21 protein-coding genes are annotated in these 19,485 nt (G+C 68.4%); all 21 read right to left on the bottom strand.

Annotated features, from left to right (window positions below; translation table 11 throughout):
- Window positions 1–194 precede the first annotated feature (194 nt).
- Window positions 195–989, bottom strand: a complete 795-nt coding sequence (locus tag GTZ93_RS28825; RefSeq protein WP_139915814.1) for a DedA family protein — start codon at window positions 987–989, stop codon at window positions 195–197.
- 306 nt (window positions 990–1,295) lie between these two features.
- On the bottom strand, window positions 1,296–1,766 hold the full coding sequence (locus tag GTZ93_RS28820; protein WP_139915813.1) for a cyclic nucleotide-binding domain-containing protein: 471 nt from the start codon (window positions 1,764–1,766) through the stop codon (window positions 1,296–1,298).
- 32 nt (window positions 1,767–1,798) lie between these two features.
- Complete coding sequence (locus tag GTZ93_RS28815; protein ID WP_120563250.1) at window positions 1,799–2,314, bottom strand: gamma carbonic anhydrase family protein; 516 nt, start codon at window positions 2,312–2,314, stop codon at window positions 1,799–1,801.
- 36 nt (window positions 2,315–2,350) lie between these two features.
- Window positions 2,351–3,736: a tRNA (N6-isopentenyl adenosine(37)-C2)-methylthiotransferase MiaB gene (miaB, locus tag GTZ93_RS28810; RefSeq protein ID WP_120577618.1), complete on the bottom strand. Its 1,386-nt coding sequence runs from the start codon at window positions 3,734–3,736 to the stop codon at window positions 2,351–2,353.
- Between the two features lie 73 nt (window positions 3,737–3,809).
- The gene (locus GTZ93_RS28805; RefSeq protein ID WP_139915812.1) at window positions 3,810–4,325 is read right to left on the bottom strand and encodes a hypothetical protein; all 516 of its coding nucleotides are present in this window, start codon (window positions 4,323–4,325) and stop codon (window positions 3,810–3,812) included.
- A 29-nt stretch (window positions 4,326–4,354) separates the two neighbouring features.
- Window positions 4,355–5,752: a VWA domain-containing protein gene (locus GTZ93_RS28800; RefSeq protein WP_139915811.1), complete on the bottom strand. Its 1,398-nt coding sequence runs from the start codon at window positions 5,750–5,752 to the stop codon at window positions 4,355–4,357.
- A gap of 6 nt (window positions 5,753–5,758) precedes the next feature.
- Window positions 5,759–7,054 carry a class I SAM-dependent RNA methyltransferase gene (locus tag GTZ93_RS28795; protein ID WP_139915810.1) on the bottom strand — a complete coding sequence of 432 codons (1,296 nt, stop codon included), beginning with the start codon at window positions 7,052–7,054 and terminating at the stop codon, window positions 5,759–5,761.
- Window positions 7,055–7,093: 39 nt separating this feature from the next.
- A complete protein-coding gene (locus GTZ93_RS28790) occupies window positions 7,094–7,486 on the bottom strand; it encodes a PilZ domain-containing protein (protein ID WP_120563245.1) in 393 nt (130 codons plus the stop codon).
- 75 nt (window positions 7,487–7,561) lie between these two features.
- Window positions 7,562–8,224 (bottom strand): CoA transferase subunit B, encoded by a 663-nt coding sequence (locus GTZ93_RS28785; RefSeq protein ID WP_120577613.1) that lies wholly within the window; start codon window positions 8,222–8,224, stop codon window positions 7,562–7,564.
- Between the two features lie 3 nt (window positions 8,225–8,227).
- Complete coding sequence (locus tag GTZ93_RS28780; protein ID WP_120563244.1) at window positions 8,228–8,929, bottom strand: CoA transferase subunit A; 702 nt, start codon at window positions 8,927–8,929, stop codon at window positions 8,228–8,230.
- 12 nt (window positions 8,930–8,941) lie between these two features.
- Window positions 8,942–10,123 carry a thiolase family protein gene (locus GTZ93_RS28775; RefSeq protein ID WP_120577611.1) on the bottom strand — a complete coding sequence of 394 codons (1,182 nt, stop codon included), beginning with the start codon at window positions 10,121–10,123 and terminating at the stop codon, window positions 8,942–8,944.
- A gap of 148 nt (window positions 10,124–10,271) precedes the next feature.
- The gene (locus tag GTZ93_RS28770) at window positions 10,272–11,978 is read right to left on the bottom strand and encodes a 30S ribosomal protein S1 (protein ID WP_120563302.1); all 1,707 of its coding nucleotides are present in this window, start codon (window positions 11,976–11,978) and stop codon (window positions 10,272–10,274) included.
- A 271-nt stretch (window positions 11,979–12,249) separates the two neighbouring features.
- The gene (locus GTZ93_RS28765; RefSeq protein WP_120596117.1) at window positions 12,250–13,395 is read right to left on the bottom strand and encodes an acyl-CoA dehydrogenase family protein; all 1,146 of its coding nucleotides are present in this window, start codon (window positions 13,393–13,395) and stop codon (window positions 12,250–12,252) included.
- Between the two features lie 31 nt (window positions 13,396–13,426).
- Window positions 13,427–13,888 carry an AgmX/PglI C-terminal domain-containing protein gene (locus tag GTZ93_RS28760; RefSeq protein ID WP_120596118.1) on the bottom strand — a complete coding sequence of 154 codons (462 nt, stop codon included), beginning with the start codon at window positions 13,886–13,888 and terminating at the stop codon, window positions 13,427–13,429.
- A gap of 10 nt (window positions 13,889–13,898) precedes the next feature.
- Window positions 13,899–15,041, bottom strand: coding sequence for an acyl-CoA dehydrogenase (locus GTZ93_RS28755; RefSeq protein ID WP_120577608.1), 1,143 nt, complete (start codon window positions 15,039–15,041; stop codon window positions 13,899–13,901).
- Between the two features lie 35 nt (window positions 15,042–15,076).
- Window positions 15,077–15,700, bottom strand: coding sequence for a hypothetical protein (locus GTZ93_RS28750; RefSeq protein WP_161663126.1), 624 nt, complete (start codon window positions 15,698–15,700; stop codon window positions 15,077–15,079).
- 1 nt (window position 15,701) lies between these two features.
- The gene (locus GTZ93_RS28745) at window positions 15,702–16,478 is read right to left on the bottom strand and encodes an enoyl-CoA hydratase-related protein (protein WP_139923027.1); all 777 of its coding nucleotides are present in this window, start codon (window positions 16,476–16,478) and stop codon (window positions 15,702–15,704) included.
- 20 nt (window positions 16,479–16,498) lie between these two features.
- Window positions 16,499–17,347 carry a 3-hydroxyacyl-CoA dehydrogenase family protein gene (locus GTZ93_RS28740; RefSeq protein WP_120563237.1) on the bottom strand — a complete coding sequence of 283 codons (849 nt, stop codon included), beginning with the start codon at window positions 17,345–17,347 and terminating at the stop codon, window positions 16,499–16,501.
- A 59-nt stretch (window positions 17,348–17,406) separates the two neighbouring features.
- Window positions 17,407–17,847, bottom strand: coding sequence for a hypothetical protein (locus GTZ93_RS28735; RefSeq protein ID WP_139923025.1), 441 nt, complete (start codon window positions 17,845–17,847; stop codon window positions 17,407–17,409).
- Window positions 17,848–17,851: 4 nt separating this feature from the next.
- The gene (locus GTZ93_RS28730; RefSeq protein ID WP_121753391.1) at window positions 17,852–18,361 is read right to left on the bottom strand and encodes a hypothetical protein; all 510 of its coding nucleotides are present in this window, start codon (window positions 18,359–18,361) and stop codon (window positions 17,852–17,854) included.
- A 27-nt stretch (window positions 18,362–18,388) separates the two neighbouring features.
- Window positions 18,389–19,474, bottom strand: coding sequence for an iron-sulfur cluster carrier protein ApbC (apbC, locus tag GTZ93_RS28725; RefSeq protein WP_139923023.1), 1,086 nt, complete (start codon window positions 19,472–19,474; stop codon window positions 18,389–18,391).
- Window positions 19,475–19,485 lie beyond the last annotated feature (11 nt).

Below are 19,485 nucleotides of genomic sequence, written 5' to 3'. Positions count from 1 at the left end.
CGAGACCGCCGCGAGCCTGGAGCCTTCATGAACGAAGGTGCCAGGCTCGCGCTTCGCTGGACCCGGCGGCGGTCCTCCGCGCGAACCCGCTTCCGGGGAGCCCCGGCGTTCGGCGCGCATAGCCCGCAACGAAGAACCCCGCTCCCTCCTTCGAGGGGGCGGGGTCCGTGAACCACGTCACCGCTGCACGGTGACTACTTGTGCGCGTTCAGGTCCGGCTCGGACGCGGGCGCCTTGTCGGCGGGCACGTCGAAGAAGGCGCTGGGGCTGGCCGCGCGCGTCGACGACATGCTGTTCTCCAGCGTCTCCGGCACGGGCGGCAGGGCCACCGGCGTCAGCTGCTCCTTGGCGGCGGCCTCGGCCTTGAGCTTCGCGTTCTTGCGGCGACGGTAGACGAAGTAGCCCACCGCCAGCACCGCCAGCGACCCCATCACCACGACCTGGCCGTCCTTCAGCTTGCGGATGACCATGTCCAGCTCGCCACCGAAGTGGAACCCGAGCCACACGAACACCGGCGCGGACAGCAGCGCCGCCAGCCCGTCCCAGAAGATGAAGCGCCAGTACGACATGTGCACGGAGCCCGCGGTGAAGTACGTCACCGCGCGCACGCCCGGCATGAAGCGGGCGATCATCACGATCTTCTGGCCGTGCGTGACGAAGAGCGACTCCACCTTCGCCCGCTTCTCCGGCGTGACGATCTTGGAGAAGAACCCTCCGCCCTTCGCCCCCGGGTCGCGCCCCAGCCTCGTGCCCAGCCGGCGCCCCGCCAGGTAGATGAGGCTGTCACCCACCAGGATGCCGAAGAACCCCACCGCCATCATCACCGGCAGGTGGGCCGCGCCCTTGTGCGCCAGGAACCCACCGAGGATGAGCGAGATGTCCTCGGGCAGCGGCACGCCCAGACCGCACGCCACCAGGATGGCGAACACGGAAAAGTAGGCGAAGAGGCCCTGGGAGCTACCGAGCAGGTTGGTGAGCAGTTCTTCCACGCGTCGTTCCGTCCAATCACTTCCCGAAGGGCCGCTCGGCAACCACCCGGGCCGGCCCGTCCATCACCCAGCCATCAACCGGGTGAGGCAGTTGAAAACTCCGGCCGCCCAGCTTCCCACCTCAAGCGTCCGTGCCACATCACGAAAGCCGTCGGCCGTATGTCTACCCTCACCCACGGTGTGCGACAGCCTGGGAGCCTGGAGGGGCTCCTGGCGAGCACAGTAACCACCTCGGGTGCGGGTGGCAGGACCGTTCGCCTTTCCGGCCTCCCGGCACGAGCCCGGCGCCACCTGTCCGACAGCCGTTCAGGTTCCCGGGGCCCGCGCCACCAGCGTGCGCAGCATGTCCCGGTTATCCCGGGCCTTCGCGCCGAAGTGGCTGACGATGCCCATCAGCAGCTTGATGCAGGCCTGCGGCTTCTGCGCGAGCAGCTTCTGGAAGTCCGCCGCGCGGATCTCCAGCGCCATCACGTCCGTCTGGGCCGTGGCCGAGCACAGCCGCTCGCCCTTCTGCACGAGCGCCAGTTCGCCCAGGGGCTCTCCGACAGTCACCTCGCCCAGGGGCACGTCTTCGCCCGAGGGGCTCCGGGCGCTCAGCCGCACCGTGCCCTCACCGACGATCAGCAGCGAATCCCCCGCCTTGCCCTCGGTGAACAAGGCCGTCCCCTTGGGGAAGGCACGCGACACGGCCGCCGCCGCGAAGATGGAGATGCCGGTGTCGGTGAAGCCCTTGAAGAGCGGACAGGCCTTCAGGGTCGTCTCGGGGGCGAGCGCCATGGGGTGTTCCTAACACGCACAACGCGGCCGCGTCAGCGGCTGGCGCGGTGTTCGGCGGCGGTGTGCACGTAGTGGAGGGCGGACTGCACCAGGAACTCGCGTTCGCCGTCGTGGATGGGGCGCTTCACCTTGCCGGGCGAGCCCACCACCAGCGACCCCGGGGGAATCTTCGTCCCGGGCGTCAGCAGCGTGCCCGCGCCGATGATGCAGTCGTCCCCCACCTCCACGCCGTCCATCAGGATGGCGCCCATGCCCACCAGCACCCGGTGGCCCACGACGCACCCGTGGAGGATGACCCGGTGGCCCACCGTGCAGTCGTCGCCCACCGTCGTCGAGTCACCCTGGCTGGTGACGTGGATCATGGTGAGGTCCTGGATGTTGGTGCGCTTGCCGATGCGGATGGAGTTCACGTCCCCGCGCAGCACGGAGTTGAACCAGATGGACGAGTCCTCGCCCAGCTCCACATCGCCCACCACCTGGGCGGAGTCCTCGATGAAGCAGCTCGGATGGACGCGGGGGGACACCCCGCGAAACGGCTTCAACGGCATGGGGCTACCTCCGACGGCGGGACAGCGGCGGAAGCGTCAGGCCTCCGCCGGGACATGCAGCGGCACGGGCAGCTCCACGGCGGGCGGCGCCACGGTGGGGGCCTGGAGCACCACCAACTGCTTGCCCCCGAGCTGGTTGGGCGTGGCGCGCTCCACGTGCACCTTCACGATGGAGCCCGCGGGAGCATCACCCTCGAAGTTCACCGTGCGGTTCTCCGGCGTGCGGCCGAAGCGCTTGGTGGCGTCGTAGCGCGAGCGCCCTTCCACCAGCACCTCCACGTCCAGGCCCACCTGCGCCTGGGTGTACTCGCCGCTGATGCGCCGCTGCAGCTTCTGCAGCCGCTCCAGCCGGGCCACCTTCACCTCGTGCGGGATGGGACCCCAGTCCTTCTCGCGCAGCGCGGCGCCCGTCTTGGGGCGCGGGCTGTACACGAAGGAGAACTGGTTGTCGTACTTCACCCGTTCGGTGAGCTGCATCGTCATCTCGAACTCTTCCTCGGTCTCACCGGGGAAGCCCACGATGATGTCCGTGGTGATGGCGATGCCGGGCCGCGCGGCGCGCAGCTTCTCCAGTCGCTCCATGTACTGCTCGACGGTGTAGTCGCGGCGCATCATCTTCAGGATGCGGTCGCTGCCACACTGCACCGGCAGGTGGAAGTGCGGGGCAATCTTCGGCTGCACGCGGAAGGCTTCGATCAGCTCGTCCGACAGGTCATGCGGGTGGCTGGTGGTGAAGCGCACGCGCTCGATGCCCGGCACCTCCGCGGTGCGCAGCAGCAGCTGCGCGAAGCTGATGCCGCCCAGGTACGAGTTGACGTTCTGGCCAATGAGCGTGACTTCGCGCAGGCCTACGCCGGCCAGGTCCGCCACCTCGTTGAGCACCTCCGGGAAGTTGCGGCTCACCTCGCGGCCACGGGTGTGCGGGACGATGCAGAAGGAGCAGACGTTGTCGCAGCCCTTCATCACGGTGACGAACTCGGTCACCTTGCCGCGGGACGTCTCCGCGTCGGCGCGCGGGAAGACGTACTCCTCGGAGTCCACGAAGGCCGTCTCCACCACGCGCTCGCGGGCGTCCTGCACGCGGGCGATGACCTCCGGCAGCTTCGCGATGTTGTCCGGGCCGAAGACGAAGTCCAGGTACGGGACCTTCTTGAGCAGCTTGTCCTTCTCCTGCTGGGCCACGCAGCCGCCCACGCCCAGGATGGCGCCCCGGCTGGCCTTCACGGCGCGGTAGCGCCCCAGCGCGGACAGCATCTTGTCCTCGGCCTTCTCCCGGATGGAGCAGGTGTTGAGGATGATGAGGTCCGCGTTGTCCGGCTCCGGCGTGGGGACGTAGGACATCTTCGACAACGCTTCGCTCATGCGGAGCGAGTCGTTGACGTTCATCTGGCAGCCGAAGGTGTGGATGAAGTAGCGCTTCATGGGTGGGCCTTGAAGGAAAACGGGCCGTTATGGAACGCCCGGACGCGGAATGCAACCGGGCGGACACGCTGGGTCATCCCCGGCTGAGCACCTTCGTGAGCCGGGTGTGCAGGGCCACCAGCTCCGCCTCGCGCTCCCGGAGCAGGGCCACCGTCTCCACGCCGTACCGCCGGCCCAGGGCGTCCGTCTCCCGCTCCTGCTTCACCAGCTCGCCCTGGACGCGCTTCTTCACCTCGTCCACCTCCGGCCCGGAGCGGGACTCCAGCTCCGTCAGCTTCGAGCGCAGCCGCTGCACGGTCCACCGCCGCCCGCCGAAGGCCCGGAGGACGGCGCTCCCCCACTCCGCTGCCTTCACGTCCAGGCCGCTGGTTTCCAGCGCCGCCTTCGCCGCGCCGGCCATGGCTTCGGGACTGGCGTCCGCCTCCACGTGCTCCAGGAAGGTCTCCTGGTAGCGGACCAGCTGGTCGAGCAGCGCCTTGTCCACCGGCCGGGACGCCATGCGCAGCGTGCGGTCGTCGGCGGCGTCGAAGTCCGGACCGGTCTCCACGTTGGGGACGTCCTGGTAGTCGTCGAAGAAGGACGGGGCCATGGGGGCGCTCCTCGGGTGCGAAAGGGTTTTCAGACGGGGACAAGCTGTTCCGCGATGCGGGCCAGGTCCGTCACGGAGGTGACGACCACGGCCTGGGTGCAGTGCTTCTCGTAGGTGAGCATCTCGCTGTCGCCGATGCCCCAGTTGCCCCGGTCCTCGGGGCAGATCCACAGCACGCGCTTGGCCTTGCGCTTCAGATCCTTGAGGGCCCAGGCGTTGCTCGCGTTGTAGTTGTTGCGGCCGTCGCCAATGATCATCACGGTGGTGCGGCGCGTGATGCTGCCCAGGTGGTCGCGCGTGAAGTCCGCCAGCGCACGGCCGTAGTTGGAGTTGGAGCTCATGGACACGGTGCGCCCTGCGGTCGCCGCGTCGATGGCCTCGCTCACGTCCAGGTCCTTGAAGAACTGAGTGACTTCGCCCACGTCGGACACGAAGACGAACGAGCGCACGCGCACGAACAGCGACTGCAGCGTGTGCATGAACAGCAGCATCATGCGGGACGCATTGCGCACGGAGTCGGACACGTCGCAGAGCACCACCAACTCCGGGCGCTCGGGCCTGCGGGTGCGGAACACGGGCACCATGGGGATGCCATCCCACGGCATGTTCCGGCGCAGCGTGCGCTGGGCGTGCAGCGACCCGCGACGGTGCGAGCGCTGCTTGCGGATCATCCGGCTCTTGAGCTTCTCCGCCATCGTGCGGACGGCGGCCTCCATCTGGTCCACCTCCGCCTGCGTGAGCAGGTGCAGCGGCTTCTCCGTGACGTCGTCCGTGCGGCGGCGGATGCGAGCCTCGGACTGACGCTTCACCTCCGCGCGAGCGGCGTCTTCAATCTTGCGCATCGCCGCGGCCACGTGGCGCGAGACGATCTCCACGCCCTCGGCATGGAGCCCGCGAGCCTTCAGCTCGTCCTCCATCGACTTGAGGTCGGAGCGCGCCCGCTCCATGCCCGCGCCCGCGAGCATCCGCCGCGTGAAGAACCCCGTCTGCAGAGGGCTCTCCAGTTGCCCCAGGTCCAGCTGGAGCGACGCCTGACGGAAGATCTGCGCCAGCCGCGCGCGGTCACCCGCGAGGATGGCCTGCGCGAGCGGGGACATCTCCGGCGCCAGCAGGTTCATCTGGTAGATGACCATCTTCAGCAGGTCGCCTTCCAGGTAGCCCTCTTCCTCCAGCTGCTTCGCCAGCGACTTGTCGATGGCCTCGAACGTGCGGGCCGCGCCGGAGAAGTAGAAGTCGAACGCGCGGCGGAACGTCTCCACGTCCAGCTCGCGCTTCACCAGCGTGGCGCGCAGCACGGAGCGGAACAGGCTCCGGTCCTGGACGCCCACTTCCGCCGTGGCGCGCAGGGCGTCCTGCACCTCGGACGTGCTGACGCGCACGCCGTTTTGGCGGAGGACCTCGGCGAACTCGACGATGCGGGCGTCCATGGCGCGTCAGGCTCCCCGTTCGAAGGACATCACCGCTTCCACGTGGTGCGTCTGCGGGAACATGTCCACCACCTGGAGCGCCACCGGCTTGTAACCGGCCTCCACCAGCCCCGCCGCGTCGCGCGCCAGCGAAGCCGGGTCGCACGCCACGTAGACGACCCGGCGCACGTTCAGCGCGCGCATCCACTTCGCCAGGCCCGGAGCCCCGGCGCGCGGAGGATCCGCGAGGCACAGGTCGAACGAACGCCCCTCCGCCACCAGCCCGTCGCACACCTTGCGCGCGTCGCCCTGGATGAAGCGCACGTTGGCCACCCCACCCTCGCGAGCACTCCGCTGCGCCAGCTCCACGCCCACCGGCGACGACTCCACGCCCAGCACCGACCCGGCCGTGCCCGCCAACGGGAACGTGAAGTTGCCGTTGCCGGAGTACAGCTCCAGCACGGAGTCCGTCTCCTGTGCGCCCAGTTCGTACAGGGCCGCGGTGACGAGCCCCACGTTGGCCTCCGCGTGCGCCTGCGCGAACGCATCCGGCCGCAGGTACACCGGCACCTCGGGTCGCAGAGGGGACAGCGAGCGCAGCACCGGCCGGCCGATGAACCGCGCCGAGCCCTCCTTGGGCACCAGCACCGCGCCCTCCAGCCGCAGCGCGCGCACCGCCGCCTCCGCCGCCTCCAGGTGCCGCGCCGTCACCTGGCCGCTGAGGTTCACCGCGAACGCGGCCTTGTCGCCCTCGGCGAGCAGCAGAACCTCCTCGGTGTCCTTGGCCAGCGGCTTGAGCAGCGGGGCCAGCTTCCCGGGCAGCGCCGTGAGCACGGGCGTGAGCGCGGGGCAGACGTCCACAGGAATGCGCTCGTGCGTACGCCGGCCGAAGTAGCCGAGCGCCCCCTTCCCCGCCCCGTGCAGCACCGCGCGGCGGCGGTAGCCCCAGTCCCGAGGCGCCACCATCAACGGCCGCACCGTGAAGCCCGTGCGCTTCAAGCGGCCCAGGTGCTCCAGGGTGGAGAGGACGATCTCCTGCTTCGCGGACCGCTGTGCCGGGACGGACAGCTCCAGCCAGTCACAGCCGCCGCACGCGTCGGACAGGACGCAGCGCGACGACACGCGCTCCGCACCGTCCGTCAGCACCTGGCCCAACAGGCCGCGCAGGACCTTGCCCTGGGACTCCAGGCGCACGCGCACGGTGTCGCCGGGGAAGGCGCCGGGCACGAAGACGGTGCGCCCCTCCCACTGGGCCACGCCTTCGCCCAGCTGGCCCAGCCGTTCAATCGTCAGTTCAATGGGGGATTCGGGCAGCGTCGTCATCGCAGGCGCACTCGCGGGGGCCGCCTGGGTGGGGCCGCCCTACTTCCGGGTCGCACTGCCACGCTCGTCCGCCGGCAGGGCTTCCCGCAGGCGCTCCACGAACGCTTCGATGCGCGACCGCTTCTCGTCGTCAACGTCCAGGAACTCCACCGCCATCCCCGGCACCTCGGAGCCCGGCGTCCCCTGGGGGTTCGTGCGGGTCACCTTCCCGGACAGGTCCACCGGGAAGCTGGCGCCCGGCAGCGACACCAACAGGCGCACCACCGTGCCCACCGGCAGCGGTTGCGGCGTGTTGATGTAGAGCCCGCCGCGCGACAGGTTCACCGCCCAGTCCGTCACGAAGCCCGCCACCGTGCGGTACGCCACGGGCAGCTCATGGTCGATGCGGTGCGCGCGAGGCGCGGGGACGGGCTTCTCCGAGGTATCAGCCATGCGGTGCTCCGTTCCCCGGGGAAAGGTGGCTTCCGTCCCACACTGGGAAACGGAAGCGCACCCTAGCACTCCACGTCAGGCCTGGAACTTCATCTCGCGCAGGTCGGGCGCGATCTTCAGCTTCGGCTCGGTGAGCTGCTGCACCCGTTCCACCGTCAGTCCGGGTGCCAGCTCGCGGAGGACCAGTCCCTCCGGCGTCACGTCCATGAACGCGTGGTCCGTGACGATGTGGTGCACGCACTTGAGGCCCGTCAAAGGCAGCGAGCACTTCTTCAAAATCTTGGGCTGCCCGTCCTTGTTGGCGTGCTCCATGGCCACGTAGATGCGCTTGGCACCCACGGCCAGGTCCATGGCGCCGCCCATGCCCTTCACCATCTTGCCGGGGATCATCCAGTTGGCCAGGTCACCCTCTTCGCTGACCTCCATGGCGCCCAGCACGGCCAGGTCGATGTGGCCGCCGCGGATCATCCCGAAGGACAGCGCGGAGTCGAAGAAGGCGGAGCCCTTCACCTCCGTCACCGTCTCCTTGCCCGCGTTGATGAGGTCCGGGTCCTCGCTCCCCTCCTCCGGATACGGCCCGATTCCGAGCAGGCCGTTCTCCGACTGGAGCACCACCTCCACCCCGTGCGGGATGTAGTTGGGCACGAGCGTGGGGATGCCGATGCCCAGGTTCACGTAGAAGCCGTCCTTCAGCTCCTGGGCGATGCGCTGCGCGATCTGTTCACGAGTCAGGGGCATGGCTCAGGACGCCTTCTTGCGGACGGTCCGCCGCTCGATCCACTTCTGGAGGTTCTGCGCCTGCACGATGCGGTGCACGAAGATGCTCGGGATGTGCACCAGGTCCGGGTCCAGCTCGCCCGGCTGCACGATGTGCTCCGCCTCCACGATGGTGACCTTGGCGGCCATGCACATCATGGGAGTGAAGTTCCGGGCCGTCTTGTGGAACACCAGGTTGCCCCAGGTGTCCGCCTTCCATGCATGGACGATGGCGAAGTCGGCCTTCAGCGGCGTCTCCAGGACGTGGAGCCGCCCGTCGATCATCCGCGACTCCTTGCCCTCCGCCACCTGGGTGCCCGCGCCCGTCGGCGTGAAGAACCCGCCGATGCCGCAGCCCCCGGCGCGGATGCGCTCCGCGAGCGTGCCCTGCGGGTTGAGCTCCACCTCCAGCTCTCCGGAGAGGAACTGCCGCTCGAACTCCTTGTTCTCCCCCACGTAGCTGGCGACCATCTTCTTCACCTGCTTGTTCTGCAGGAGGATGCCCAGCCCCAGCTCCGTGGTGCCGCAGTTGTTGGAGATGATGGTGAGGCCCTTCACGTTCTTCTTGTGCAGGGCCGTGATGAGGTTCTCGGGGTTGCCGCACAGCCCGAACCCACCACTCATGAGGGTGATGTTGTCCGGGATGTCGGCGACCGCCTCATCCGCGCTCGCGTAGACCTTGTTCATGCGGTCAGGTCCTCAGCGCTCGACCATCAGCGCGATGCCTTCGCCGCCGCCGATGCAGAGCGACGCCACGCCGCGCTTCTTGTCCTGGTCCTTCATCGTCTGGAGCAGCGTGACGAGCACGCGAGCACCGGACGCGCCAATCGGGTGGCCCAGCACCACCGCGCCGCCGCGCACGTTCACCTTGGCCGGATCCAGGCCGAGGATGCGGTTGTTGGCGATGGCCACCACGGAGAAGGCCTCGTTGATCTCCCAGAGGTCCACGTCCTTGGCCGTCACGTTCTGCTTCGTGAGCAGCGTGTTGATGGCGTCCGCCGGCGCGATGGTGAACTCCACCGGCTTGCGGGCGGCCTGCGCGTAGCCCTTGATGCGGCCCAGGATGGTGCGGCCTTCGGCCTTCGCCTTCTCCTCGCTCATCAGCACCAGCGCCGCGGCGCCGTCGTTGATGGAGGACGCGTTCGCGGCCGTCACGGTGCCGTCCTTCTTGAACACCGGCTTCAGGCCCGGGATCTTGTCCGGCTTGGCGTTCTTGGGGCCCTCGTCCTCGGAGACGGTGGTGAACTCATCCGGCTTCTTGCCGGGAATCTGCACGGGGACGATCTCCGCCGCGAACAGGCCTTCCTTCTGGGCCTGGATGGCGCGGCGCGTGGACTCCAGCGCGAACTCGTCCTGCTGCGCGCGGCTGATGCCCTGCGAGGTGGAACACTCCTCGGCGCAGTTGCCCATGTGGACGTTGCCGTACACGTCCCAGAGGCCGTCGGAGATCATCGCGTCCTTGAACTCCACGTTGCCCATGCGGGAACCGCCGCGCATCGTGTGGCTGATGTAGGGCGCGTTGGACATGGACTCCATGCCGCCCGCGACGACGACGTCCGCGTCGCCCAGGGCGATGGACTGCGCCGCGGCGATGACGGCCTTGAGGCCGGAGCCACAGACCTTGTTCAGCGTGACGGCCGGGACGGACTCCGGGAGGCCCGCGAAGATGGTGGCCTGACGCGCGGGGGCCTGGCCCACGCCTGCCTGCAGGACGCAGCCCATGATGACCTCCTGCACGGCCTCCGGCTTCACGCCCGCGCGCTCCAGCGCCGCCTTGATGGCGATGGCGCCCAGCTGGGGAGCGGTGAGCTTGGACAGCGCTCCCTGGAAGGAGCCGATGGGGGTACGGGCCGCGCCCACGATGACGACTTCACGAGCCATGGAATTGCCTCCTGGAGAGGGAACCGTCTGTAAAAGAGAAAAGCGCCGGAAAGGCACTTATCACGGCCGCTTTCCGCCGAATCAAATGGAAACGGCCGGGCTCCCACTGGGGAACCCGGCCGCTATTCACGTCAAGACGTTGGGCTGATTACTTCTTCAGCTTGGAGGCCATGACGTCGCCCAGGCGGGCCTTGGAACCCTCGGCCTGCTTGCGCAGGTACTCGCGGTAGTCCTCGCCCTCGCCGATGAGCGCCTTGATGGACAGCGCCACCTTGCGGTCCGGGGTGTTGATGTCGATGAGCTTCACCTCGACATCCTGGCCCTCGCTCACCACGTCGCGGGGGTTCTCCACGCGCTCTTCCTTCAGCTCGGAGACGTGGACGAGGCCCTCGATGCCCGGCTCGATCTCCACGAACGCGCCGAAGTCGGTGACCTTGGTGACCTTGCCCTTCACGCGGCTGCCCACGGGCAGGCGCTCGGAGAGGGTCTCCCAGGGGTCCGGCTGGAGCTGCTTGATGCCCAGGCTGAAGCGCTCGTTCTCGACGTCGATGTTGAGGACCACCGCCTCGACCTCGTCGCCCTTCTTGAACATCTCGCCCGGGTGCTTGATGCGCTGGGTCCAGGAGATGTCGGACACGTGCACCAGGCCGTCCACGCCCTCCTCGACGCCGACGAACACGCCGAAGTCGGTGACGTTGCGGATCTGGCCCTTGATGACGGAGCCGATCGGGTACTTGTCCTCGAGCAGCGTCCAGGGGTTCTGCTCGATCTGCTTCATGCCCAGCGCGATGCGCTTGGCCTTCGGATCGATGTCGAGGACGACGGCCTCCACCGTCTGGCCGACCTCCAGGATCTTGGACGGGTGCTTGAGGCGCTTGGTCCAGGACATCTCGGACACGTGCACCAGGCCCTCCACGCCCTGCTCGATCTCGATGAACGCGCCGTAGTCCGTGATGGACACGACCTTGCCGGCGACGCGGGTACCGACGGGGTACTTCTCGTCGGCGCGGTGCCACGGGTCCTCCTGGATCTGCTTGAGGCCCAGGCTGACGCGCTCCTGCGCGGGGTCGAACTTGAGGACGACGACGCGCACTTCGTCACCGACGTTGAACATCTCGCTGGGGTGACCGATGCGGCCCCAGGACATGTCGGTGATGTGCAGCAGGCCGTCGATGCCGCCGAGGTCGATGAAGGCGCCGTAGTCCGTGAGGTTCTTGACCACGCCCTTGAGGACCGCACCCTCCTTGAGGTTCTTGAGGGTCTCCTTCTTCATCTCCTCGCGCTGCTTCTCCAGCAGCACGCGGCGAGAGAGGACGATGTTGCCGCGCTTCTTGTTGAACTTGATGACCTTGAACTCGAATTCCTTCGAGATGTACTGGTCAAGGTTGCGCACAGGGCGGATGTCGACCTGGGAGCCAGGCAGGAACGCCTTCACGCCGATGTCGACGGAGAGGCCACCCTTCACGCGACCGACGATGGTGCCCTTGACGATCTCATCACGCTCGCAAGCGGCGGAGATCTCGTCCCAGATGCGCATCTTGTCGGCCTTCTCCTTGGAGAGGACGACCATGCCGGTGTCGTTCTCGCGGCTCTCCAGGAGGACCTCGACGGGGTCACCGGCCTTCACGGTGACTTCGCCGCGGGGGTTGGTGAACTCGGAGATCGGGACCTGACCCTCGGACTTGTAGCCGATGTCCACGATCGCGAAATCCTTCGTCACCTGCACGACCGTGCCCTTGACGATCTCGCCTTCCTTCAGGATTCCGTCGCCGCCACGCTCCTTGAGCGAGGCCTCGAACATCGCCGCGAAGTCTTCGTCACCGCCGTCGATCTGCTGGTTCACGTTCTGCTGCATGAATGGGAAGTCCTTGGAACGGTACAACTGCCCCCTGTTTGAATGGGTGCGCGGCCGCCTGCGGGGAGCGACGGGAGACCGCGGGTGTCCCCTGAATGGGAACGCAAGGCTGGTTGGAAGCCGCGCACCCTAGACACCTGGGTTTACAGGAGTCAAGCGGTGCACCGCCCCAAGTGATGATCCGTGTTCTATGAACGCCCGGCCGCGTCCGCATCTGTCCTACCCGGCCGGTGCCCCCTGCCCGCTCGCCCCAGGTGGGACAAGCGGAGCGTTACCCCTCGCGCCGGAATGTTTCCCGGGCGATGACCATCCGCTGCACCTCGCTGGTGCCCTCGTAGATGGTCTGCACGCGCGCGTCCCGGAAGTAACGCTCGACCGGGAACTCGTCGATGTAACCGTAACCACCGTGCAGCTGCACGGCCTTGTCCGCGACCTTGTTGCTCATCTCGCTGGCGAACAGCTTCGCCATGGAAGCTTCGCGAGTGAACGGCTGGCCGGCCTCCTTGAGGGCGGCGGCGCGCAGGGTCAGCAGCTCGGCTGCGTCCAGCTGGGTGCGCATGTCCGCCATCATGAAGCGCGGGCCCTGCAGGTCCGCCACGGCCTGGCCAAAGGCCTTGCGGTCCTTGGTGTAGGAGACGGTCGCTTCCAGCGCTGCGCGGCCCGTGCCGCACGCCTGCGCCGCGATGCCAATGCGCCCGCCGTCCAGCGCCATCATGGCCAGGCGGAACCCGTCGCCCTCCTTGCCCAGGAGGTTCTCCGCGGGGACTTCGCAGTCCTCGAAGGTGAGACCCACGGTGTTGGACGCGCGCAGGCCCATCTTGTCCTCGTGCTTGCCCACGTGGAGGCCCTTCGCGCCGCCCTCCACGATGAAGCAGGACAGGCCCTTGTTGCCGGACTGACCCGTGCGGGCCCACACGACGATGACGCCCGCGTAGGCGCCGGAGGTGATCCACTGCTTGCTGCCGTTGAGCACGTACACGTCGCCGCGCTTCGTGGCGGTGGTGAGCATGGCGCCGGGGTCGGAGCCCGCGTGCGGCTCGCTCAGCGCGAACGCGCCCACGACGGCCTCACCGGAGGTGATGCGCGTGACGAACTTCTCCCGCTGCGCGTCGGTGCCCACCGCGTGGATGAGTTCGCCGCACATGTTGGTGACGGCCATGGCCACGGACACGGAGGCGTCCGCGGCGGCCATCTCCATCATGGCCAGCGCGTAGGACACGACGCCGGCCTCCGCGCCGCCGTACTTCCCCGGCAGGTTCACGCCCAGTAGGCCCACTTCGGCCAGGGCCTTGAAGACTTCCGGGTCGAAGCGCTCTTCGCGGTCGGACGCGCGGGCGTGCGGGGCCACGCGCTCGCGGGCGAACTTGCGAGCGGTGTCACGGATGAGCGTCTGGGTCTCGGTGAGGTCGAAGTTCACGGGCGCGGGCGTCCTTGGGGGCTCGGAAGCCCTACTCGATGGCCTTGAGGTTGAACGGGTACTCGATGGGGTGGTCGCGGCCGTCCGGGGGCTTGGGGAAGTCCAGGGACGACAGCACCGCCACCACGCAATCGTTGAGGCCCGCGTCCTTCAGCGTGCTGCCGTGCTTGTCGATCTTCGCGCTGCGCACGGCGCCTTCCGCGGTGATGGTGAAGGTGGTCCGGAGCAGGCCCTCCACCTTCTTGTCCTTCTCCACCATGTGGTCCTCGTAGCACTCCTGGATCCGAGGCATGTGGTAGGCGATCACCTGGCGGATGGAGTCCGGGGTGAAGGGCAGCTTGCTGACGTCCAGCCCGTCGTCCTTCTTGGGCGCGGACGTCGTGGCCGGAGCCGGCGTGGCCGCGGCCTTCTTCTTCGAGGTGCCCTGGGCGAGCGCCAGCGGAGACGCCAGGCCCAGGGACAGGAACAGCACGGGGAGGAGCGCGCGTTTCATGGCCGGGGGACTACTCCTTCAGCAGGTTGGCGGAGATGACGATGCGCTGGATCTCGCTCGTCCCCTCGTAGATTTCGGTGATGCGCGCGTCGCGCACGTGGCGCTCGGCGTCCATCTCCTTGCTGTAGCCCATGCCGCCGTGGATCTGCAGGGCCTTGTTGGCCACGCGGCTGGCCATCTCGCTGGCGTAGAGCTTGGCCATGGCGCTCTCCGGGCTGTGGCGCACGCCCTTGTCCTTCATCAGCGCCGCGCGCCACACGAGCAGGCGGGCCGCGTCGATCTCCATGGCCATGTCCGCGATCATGAACTGGATGGCCTGGTGGTCGCGGATGGGCTTGCCGAACGTCTTGCGCTCACCCGAGTAGCGCACAGCCTCCTCGAAGGCCGCGCGCGCGATGCCCAGCGCCTGGGACGCGATGCCGATGCGGCCGCCGTCCAGCGTGGACATGGCGACCTTGAAGCCCTCGCCCTCCTTGCCCAGGCGGTACTTCTCCGGGACGCGCATGTCCTCGAAAAACATGGAGCAGGACCAGGCGGCGCTGATGCCCATCTTCTTGTCGGGCTCCGCGCGAGTGAAGCCGGGGGTGTTGGTGGGCACCAGGAACGCGGTGATGCCCTTGTTGCCCGCTTCCCGGTTCGTCATCGTGATGAGGACGATGGCGTCGGCCTTGGGGCCGTTGGTGATCCAGTTCTTGGAGCCGTTGATGATGTACTCGTCGCCCCGCTTCACGGCGACGGTCTTCTGGGCGGCGGCGTCGCTGCCGGCCTCGGGCTCCGTGAGGCCGAAGCAGCCGATCTTCTCACCGCTGGCGAAGGGCTTGAGGAACTGCTCCTTCTGCTCGGGGGTGCCGAACTTGGACACCGGGTCGCAGTAGAGCGAGTTGTTCACGCTCATGATCACGCCGGTGGAGGCGCAGCCGCGCGAAATCTCCTCCATCGCGATGGCGTAACAGACGTTGTCCAGGCCCGCGCCGCCCCACTCCTCCGGCACCGCGATGCCCAGCAGGGACAGCTCCGCCAGCTTCTTCACCGCGTCCGTGGGCCACGCGTGCTGCTCGTCCCACTTGCGGGCGTTGGGGATGAGCTCCTTGGCGGCGAACTCGCGGCACAGCCGCTGGATCTCGCGCTGGATGTCGGTCAGCTCGAAGTTCATGGTGGACCTCCCATAGTACGGGGTCCGCCCCGGGGCTACTCCGAAGACGCCCCTCCATCCTCGGGGCCGGGGATCCGGGTCCCAAAGAACATCGCCAGCGGCACCGTCACGTCGAAGGACACGTCCGTGCGAGCCCCCGAGTCCGTCCAGGTCCTGCGCACCACCACCGACACCGTCCAGGGTTGGGTGTCCCGGTGCCGTTCAATCAAGTCGTAGGTGAGCCCCACCCCGGCCACCCCGCCCTTCCCGTCTCCGCCCCACACGCCCGCCCCCTCGGCCAGCACGCCGAAGCGGTACGCGTCCGGGAAGGCATACACGCGGGCCCCGGCGAGCATGCGGAAGGTGGACGGCCGCAGCCTCAGCTGGGGTTCCACGAAGGGCGACAGGATGAGCGTGGAACCCAACACGCCGGGTACGTCCAACGGTGGCGTGGCCCACGGGTGGATGGGCCAGGACAGCACCCAGTGGGCGCCATCGCCCCACTCGCGGCGCAGGTCCGGGATGGCGGGCTCCAGGAAGCACAGCGTGTAGAGACACAGCGTGCGCTTCCAGGACACCAGGGCCGGGGCGCGGGGCTCCTGCTCGGAGACCTCCTCCGCCCGGGCCGGCGGCGCGGCCAGGAAGCACAGCAGGCTCCCGGCCGCGACCGCGTGCTTCACGTCACTTGCCCTGGAAGTTGGCCGGACGCTTGGCCAGGAACGCGGCCATGCCCTCGCGCTGATCCTCCGAACCGAAGAGGACCGCGAAGCCCTGGCGCTCCAGCTCGTTCGCGGCGCGCAGGTCCTGATCCGCGCCGTACTCCACCACGCGCTTGGCCTGGGCCACCGCGAGCGGGCCGTTCTTGAGGATCTTCGCGGCCACTGCCTTGCAGTGATCCATCAGCTTGTCCGCGGGCAGCACCTCCAGGACCAGGCCGATCTCCTTCGCCTTCGCCGCGTCGATGCGGTCCGCGGTGAAGAGCAGCTCCTTCGCACGGGCGCGGCCCAGGAGGCGCGTGAGGCGCTGCGTGCCGCCGAAGCCCGGGATGACGCCCAGGGTGACTTCGGGCACGCCCAGCTTCGCCTTCTCCGACGCGTAGATGAGGTCGCAGCCCAGGGCCAGCTCCAGGCCGCCGCCCAGCGCGAAGCCATTGACGGCCGCGATGGTGGGGATGGACAGGTTCTCCAGGGACGCGAAGACGTGGTGCCCCAGCGCGGAGAACTCACGGGCCTGCGCGGCGCTGATGGTGGACATCTCCGCGATGTCCGCGCCCGCGACGAAGGACTTGTCCCCGCCGCCGGTGACGATGAGCGCGCGCGTGTCGTCCTTCAGCGAGCGCAGCGCGTGGTCCATCTCGTGGAACGTGGCGCTGTTGAGCGCGTTGAGCGCCTTGGGCCGGTCCACGGTGAGGATGGCGAGGGCGCCGTCCTTCTCGAACTTGATGTTCTGGTAGTCCATGTGTGGTGTCTCCGGAAGGCCTAGTACTTGTAGAAGCCGCGGCCGGACTTCTTGCCGTACCAGCCGGCGTCCACGTACTGACGCAGCAGCGGGCACGGGCGGTACTTGGAGTCACCCAGGCCCTTGTGCAGGACCTCGGCGATGTAGAGCACCGTGTCCAGGCCGATGAAGTCCGCCAGCTGCAGCGGGCCCATGGGCTGGTTGGTGCCCAGCTTCATCGCGGTGTCGATGTCCTCCGCCGTGCCCAGGCCCTCCATCAGCGCGAAGCAGGCCTCGTTGAGCATGGGGATGAGGATGCGGTTGACGATGAAGCCCGGGTAGTCCTTGGAGACCACCGTCGTCTTGCCCATGCGCTCGGCCATCGTGCGGATGGTGGCGTAGGTCTCATCGCTGGTGGCGGCGCCGCGGATCAGCTCCACCAGCTGCATCACCGGCACGGGGTTCATGAAGTGCATCCCGATGACGGACTCGGGGCGCTTCGTGGCCGCGGCGATGCGGGTGATGGGGATGGAGGACGTGTTGGTGGCGAGGATGCCGCCGGGGCGGACGACCTCGTCCAGCTCCAGGAAGATGCGGCGCTTGAGGTCCTCGTTCTCCGTGACGGCCTCGATGGCGACGTCCACGTCCTTCGCGTCGCGCGCGCTGGTGAAGGTGGCCAGGTTGGCTTCCGCGGCCTGCTGCTTCGCCGCGTCCAGCTTGCCCTTCTCCACCAGCTTCTTCAGGCCGGCCTTGATGCGGTCCGCGCCCTTGGCGAGTCCGTCCTTGTTGACGTCCACCAGCGACACGCGCAGGCCCGCCTGGAGCGCCACCTGCGCGATGCCCGCGCCCATCTGCCCTGCACCGACGACGACGATGTGTTCCGTTGCCATGGCGTCTTCTCTCCTGTGCCGGCGGCCATAACGCACGCCCCCAGGAGGGTCAACGCCGGTCAACGACTGGCGGCGGGCAATCGCAGCTGGCGGACGATGGCCTCACCCTCGCCCACCGTGAGCCGCTCCTCCAGGCGCACGCGCGGCTCGCGCCCCTCCACCTTCACGAACAGGAGCGCGCGGACGGTGCCCTCCGGCAGGCGCATCTTGAAGGTCACCTCCGGGGGCGGGCCGTTCGCGAAGAACAGCTCCTCGCGCTTGAGGATGTGCTCCTCGTCGTCCACCACCTGGAGGTCCACGGCGCGCACGCTGCTCCAGCCGTCGCCGGTGAACTGGAAGATGAGCTGACGCTCTGGCAGGTCCGTGGCCTTCCACAGCCACAGCCCCACCGCCACGATGGCGATGAGCGCCAGCCGCTTGGGCAGCGGGTGCGTGCGCCAGCCAGGACGCGGCTTATCGGGGGCCGGAGCCGGAGCTTCCGGCGTGGGTGCTTCCGCCACGTCCCTACTCCCGCTTCGAGCGCTTGGAGGCCGGCCGGCGCGCGTTCACGTCCGTGATGACCACGCGCGCGGTGGGCGCCTCCGCGGCCTTCTTGCTGGCCTTGGGGGGATGCTCCGGCGCGGGCGCCTCTTCCGCCTTCTCCGACGGCACCAGGCGGATCTGCGCCTTGACCTCCACCGTCATGCCGGAGAGCAGCTTGAGGAACTCGTCGCGCAGCTTCTCCGACTGCATGAAGCGGCGCAGCTCCTCCGTGACGACACGGCTGATGTCGTCCTTGGTCTTCTCCGCCTGGGAGAGGAGGAAGCCCAGCGCCTCCTTGGGCAGCTTGAGCTGGCCGGCGAGGGCACGGATGCCCTCCTCGCCCATGAAGACCGCGCCCATGCCGGCCACCGCCATGCGCCGCACGAAGTCCGGCACGAAGCCGCCCGAGCGGTTCTCCCGTCCGGACTGCTGCTCCGAGTCGTCATCGAACAGCGGATCAGGCGGGAGGTCGTCGTTGCCGGCCGGGGCCATGCGGTCTCCTTACACTTCGGTTGAGCCCTACCGGGCCTGCATCACCGGCAGGGGCACGCTCTTCATGGTCTGCGCGGACACGCGGCCCGCGATTGCGCGAGCGACGTCCTGGAAGGCCTTCGCCTCCGGGCTGTCCTTGTGCCCCACCACCACCGGCACGCCGGAGTCTCCCGCCTCACGCACCTTGAGGTCGAGCGGGATCTCCCCGAGGAATGGGATGCCGAACATCTCCGCCGCCTTCTGCCCGCCGCCGTGGTTGAAGATGGGCGTGCTCTTGTTGCAGTGCGGGCAGATGAACTGGCTCATGTTCTCCACGATGCCCAGCACGGGGATGTGGACCTTGTCGAACATCTGCTTGGCGCGGACCACGTCCGCCAGCGCCACGTCCTGCGGCGTCGTCACCAGCACCGCGCCCGCGGCCCGCACGGACTGGGACAGCGTCAGCGCCACGTCGCCCGTGCCCGGGGGCAGGTCCAGGATGAGGTAGTCCAGCTCCCCCCAGTTCACGTCGCGCACCAGCTGCATGAGGGCGCCGTGGAGCATGGGGCCGCGCCAGATGAGCGCCTGATCCGCCTCCACCAGGAAGCCGATGGACATGATCTTCAGGCCGTGGGCGACCAGCGGATCCAGCGTCTTGCCGTTGGGGCTCACCGGGCGCTTGTCCGCGGTGCCCGTCATCAGCGGCACGGAGGGGCCGTAGAAGTCCGCGTCCAGCAGGCCCACCTTGGCGCCGTGCTGCGCGAGCGATGTGGCCAGGTTCACCGCCACCGTGCTCTTGCCCACGCCGCCCTTGCCGGCGCCCACGAGCAGGATGTTCTTCACGCCCGGCAGCAGCGCCCCGCCGCCGGAGCCCCCGGCGACGCCGCGCACCTGGGCGCCCCACTCGATGTCGAAGGACTTCAGGCCCGGCACCGCCTTGAGCGCCGCCTCCGCGTCCGCCTGGATCTTCCCCTTCATGGGACACGCGGGCGTGGTCAGCTCGATCTTCAACTTCACCGTGTCACCGGTGACGCGCACGTCCTTCACCATGCCGGCCTTCACCAGGTCGACGTGCAGCTCGGGGTCGATCACCTTCGACATGGCCGTCATCACATCGGCCTGGGACACGCTCATCGGAACACCTG

The organism is Corallococcus exiguus, from assembly GCF_009909105.1.
Lineage (GTDB): Bacteria > Myxococcota > Myxococcia > Myxococcales > Myxococcaceae > Corallococcus > Corallococcus exiguus.
This window is presented reverse-complemented; position numbering and strand designations above follow the sequence as displayed.

Excerpts from the sequence above, each read along its gene's own strand:
- GTZ93_RS28755 (WP_120577608.1), bottom strand. The coding sequence starts at position 15,041 with ATGAACTTCGAGCTGACCGACATCCAGCGCGAGATCCAGCGGCTGTGC.
- GTZ93_RS28780 (WP_120563244.1), bottom strand. The coding sequence starts at position 8,929 with ATGAACAAGGTCTACGCGAGCGCGGATGAGGCGGTCGCCGACATCCCG.
- GTZ93_RS28805 (WP_139915812.1), bottom strand. The coding sequence starts at position 4,325 with ATGGCCCCGTCCTTCTTCGACGACTACCAGGACGTCCCCAACGTGGAG.
- GTZ93_RS28785 (WP_120577613.1), bottom strand. The coding sequence starts at position 8,224 with ATGCCCCTGACTCGTGAACAGATCGCGCAGCGCATCGCCCAGGAGCTG.
- GTZ93_RS28820 (WP_139915813.1), bottom strand. The coding sequence starts at position 1,766 with ATGGCGCTCGCCCCCGAGACGACCCTGAAGGCCTGTCCGCTCTTCAAG.
- GTZ93_RS28800 (WP_139915811.1), bottom strand. The coding sequence starts at position 5,752 with ATGGACGCCCGCATCGTCGAGTTCGCCGAGGTCCTCCGCCAAAACGGC.
- GTZ93_RS28760 (WP_120596118.1), bottom strand. The coding sequence starts at position 13,888 with ATGAAACGCGCGCTCCTCCCCGTGCTGTTCCTGTCCCTGGGCCTGGCG.
- GTZ93_RS28730 (WP_121753391.1), bottom strand. The coding sequence starts at position 18,361 with ATGGCCCCGGCCGGCAACGACGACCTCCCGCCTGATCCGCTGTTCGAT.
- apbC (WP_139923023.1), bottom strand. The coding sequence starts at position 19,474 with ATGAGCGTGTCCCAGGCCGATGTGATGACGGCCATGTCGAAGGTGATC.
- miaB (WP_120577618.1), bottom strand. The coding sequence starts at position 3,736 with ATGAAGCGCTACTTCATCCACACCTTCGGCTGCCAGATGAACGTCAAC.
- GTZ93_RS28775 (WP_120577611.1), bottom strand. The coding sequence starts at position 10,123 with ATGGCTCGTGAAGTCGTCATCGTGGGCGCGGCCCGTACCCCCATCGGC.
- GTZ93_RS28770 (WP_120563302.1), bottom strand. The coding sequence starts at position 11,978 with ATGCAGCAGAACGTGAACCAGCAGATCGACGGCGGTGACGAAGACTTC.
- GTZ93_RS28745 (WP_139923027.1), bottom strand. The coding sequence starts at position 16,478 with ATGGACTACCAGAACATCAAGTTCGAGAAGGACGGCGCCCTCGCCATC.
- GTZ93_RS28795 (WP_139915810.1), bottom strand. The coding sequence starts at position 7,054 with ATGACGACGCTGCCCGAATCCCCCATTGAACTGACGATTGAACGGCTG.
- GTZ93_RS28740 (WP_120563237.1), bottom strand. The coding sequence starts at position 17,347 with ATGGCAACGGAACACATCGTCGTCGTCGGTGCAGGGCAGATGGGCGCG.
- GTZ93_RS28815 (WP_120563250.1), bottom strand. The coding sequence starts at position 2,314 with ATGCCGTTGAAGCCGTTTCGCGGGGTGTCCCCCCGCGTCCATCCGAGC.
- GTZ93_RS28790 (WP_120563245.1), bottom strand. The coding sequence starts at position 7,486 with ATGGCTGATACCTCGGAGAAGCCCGTCCCCGCGCCTCGCGCGCACCGC.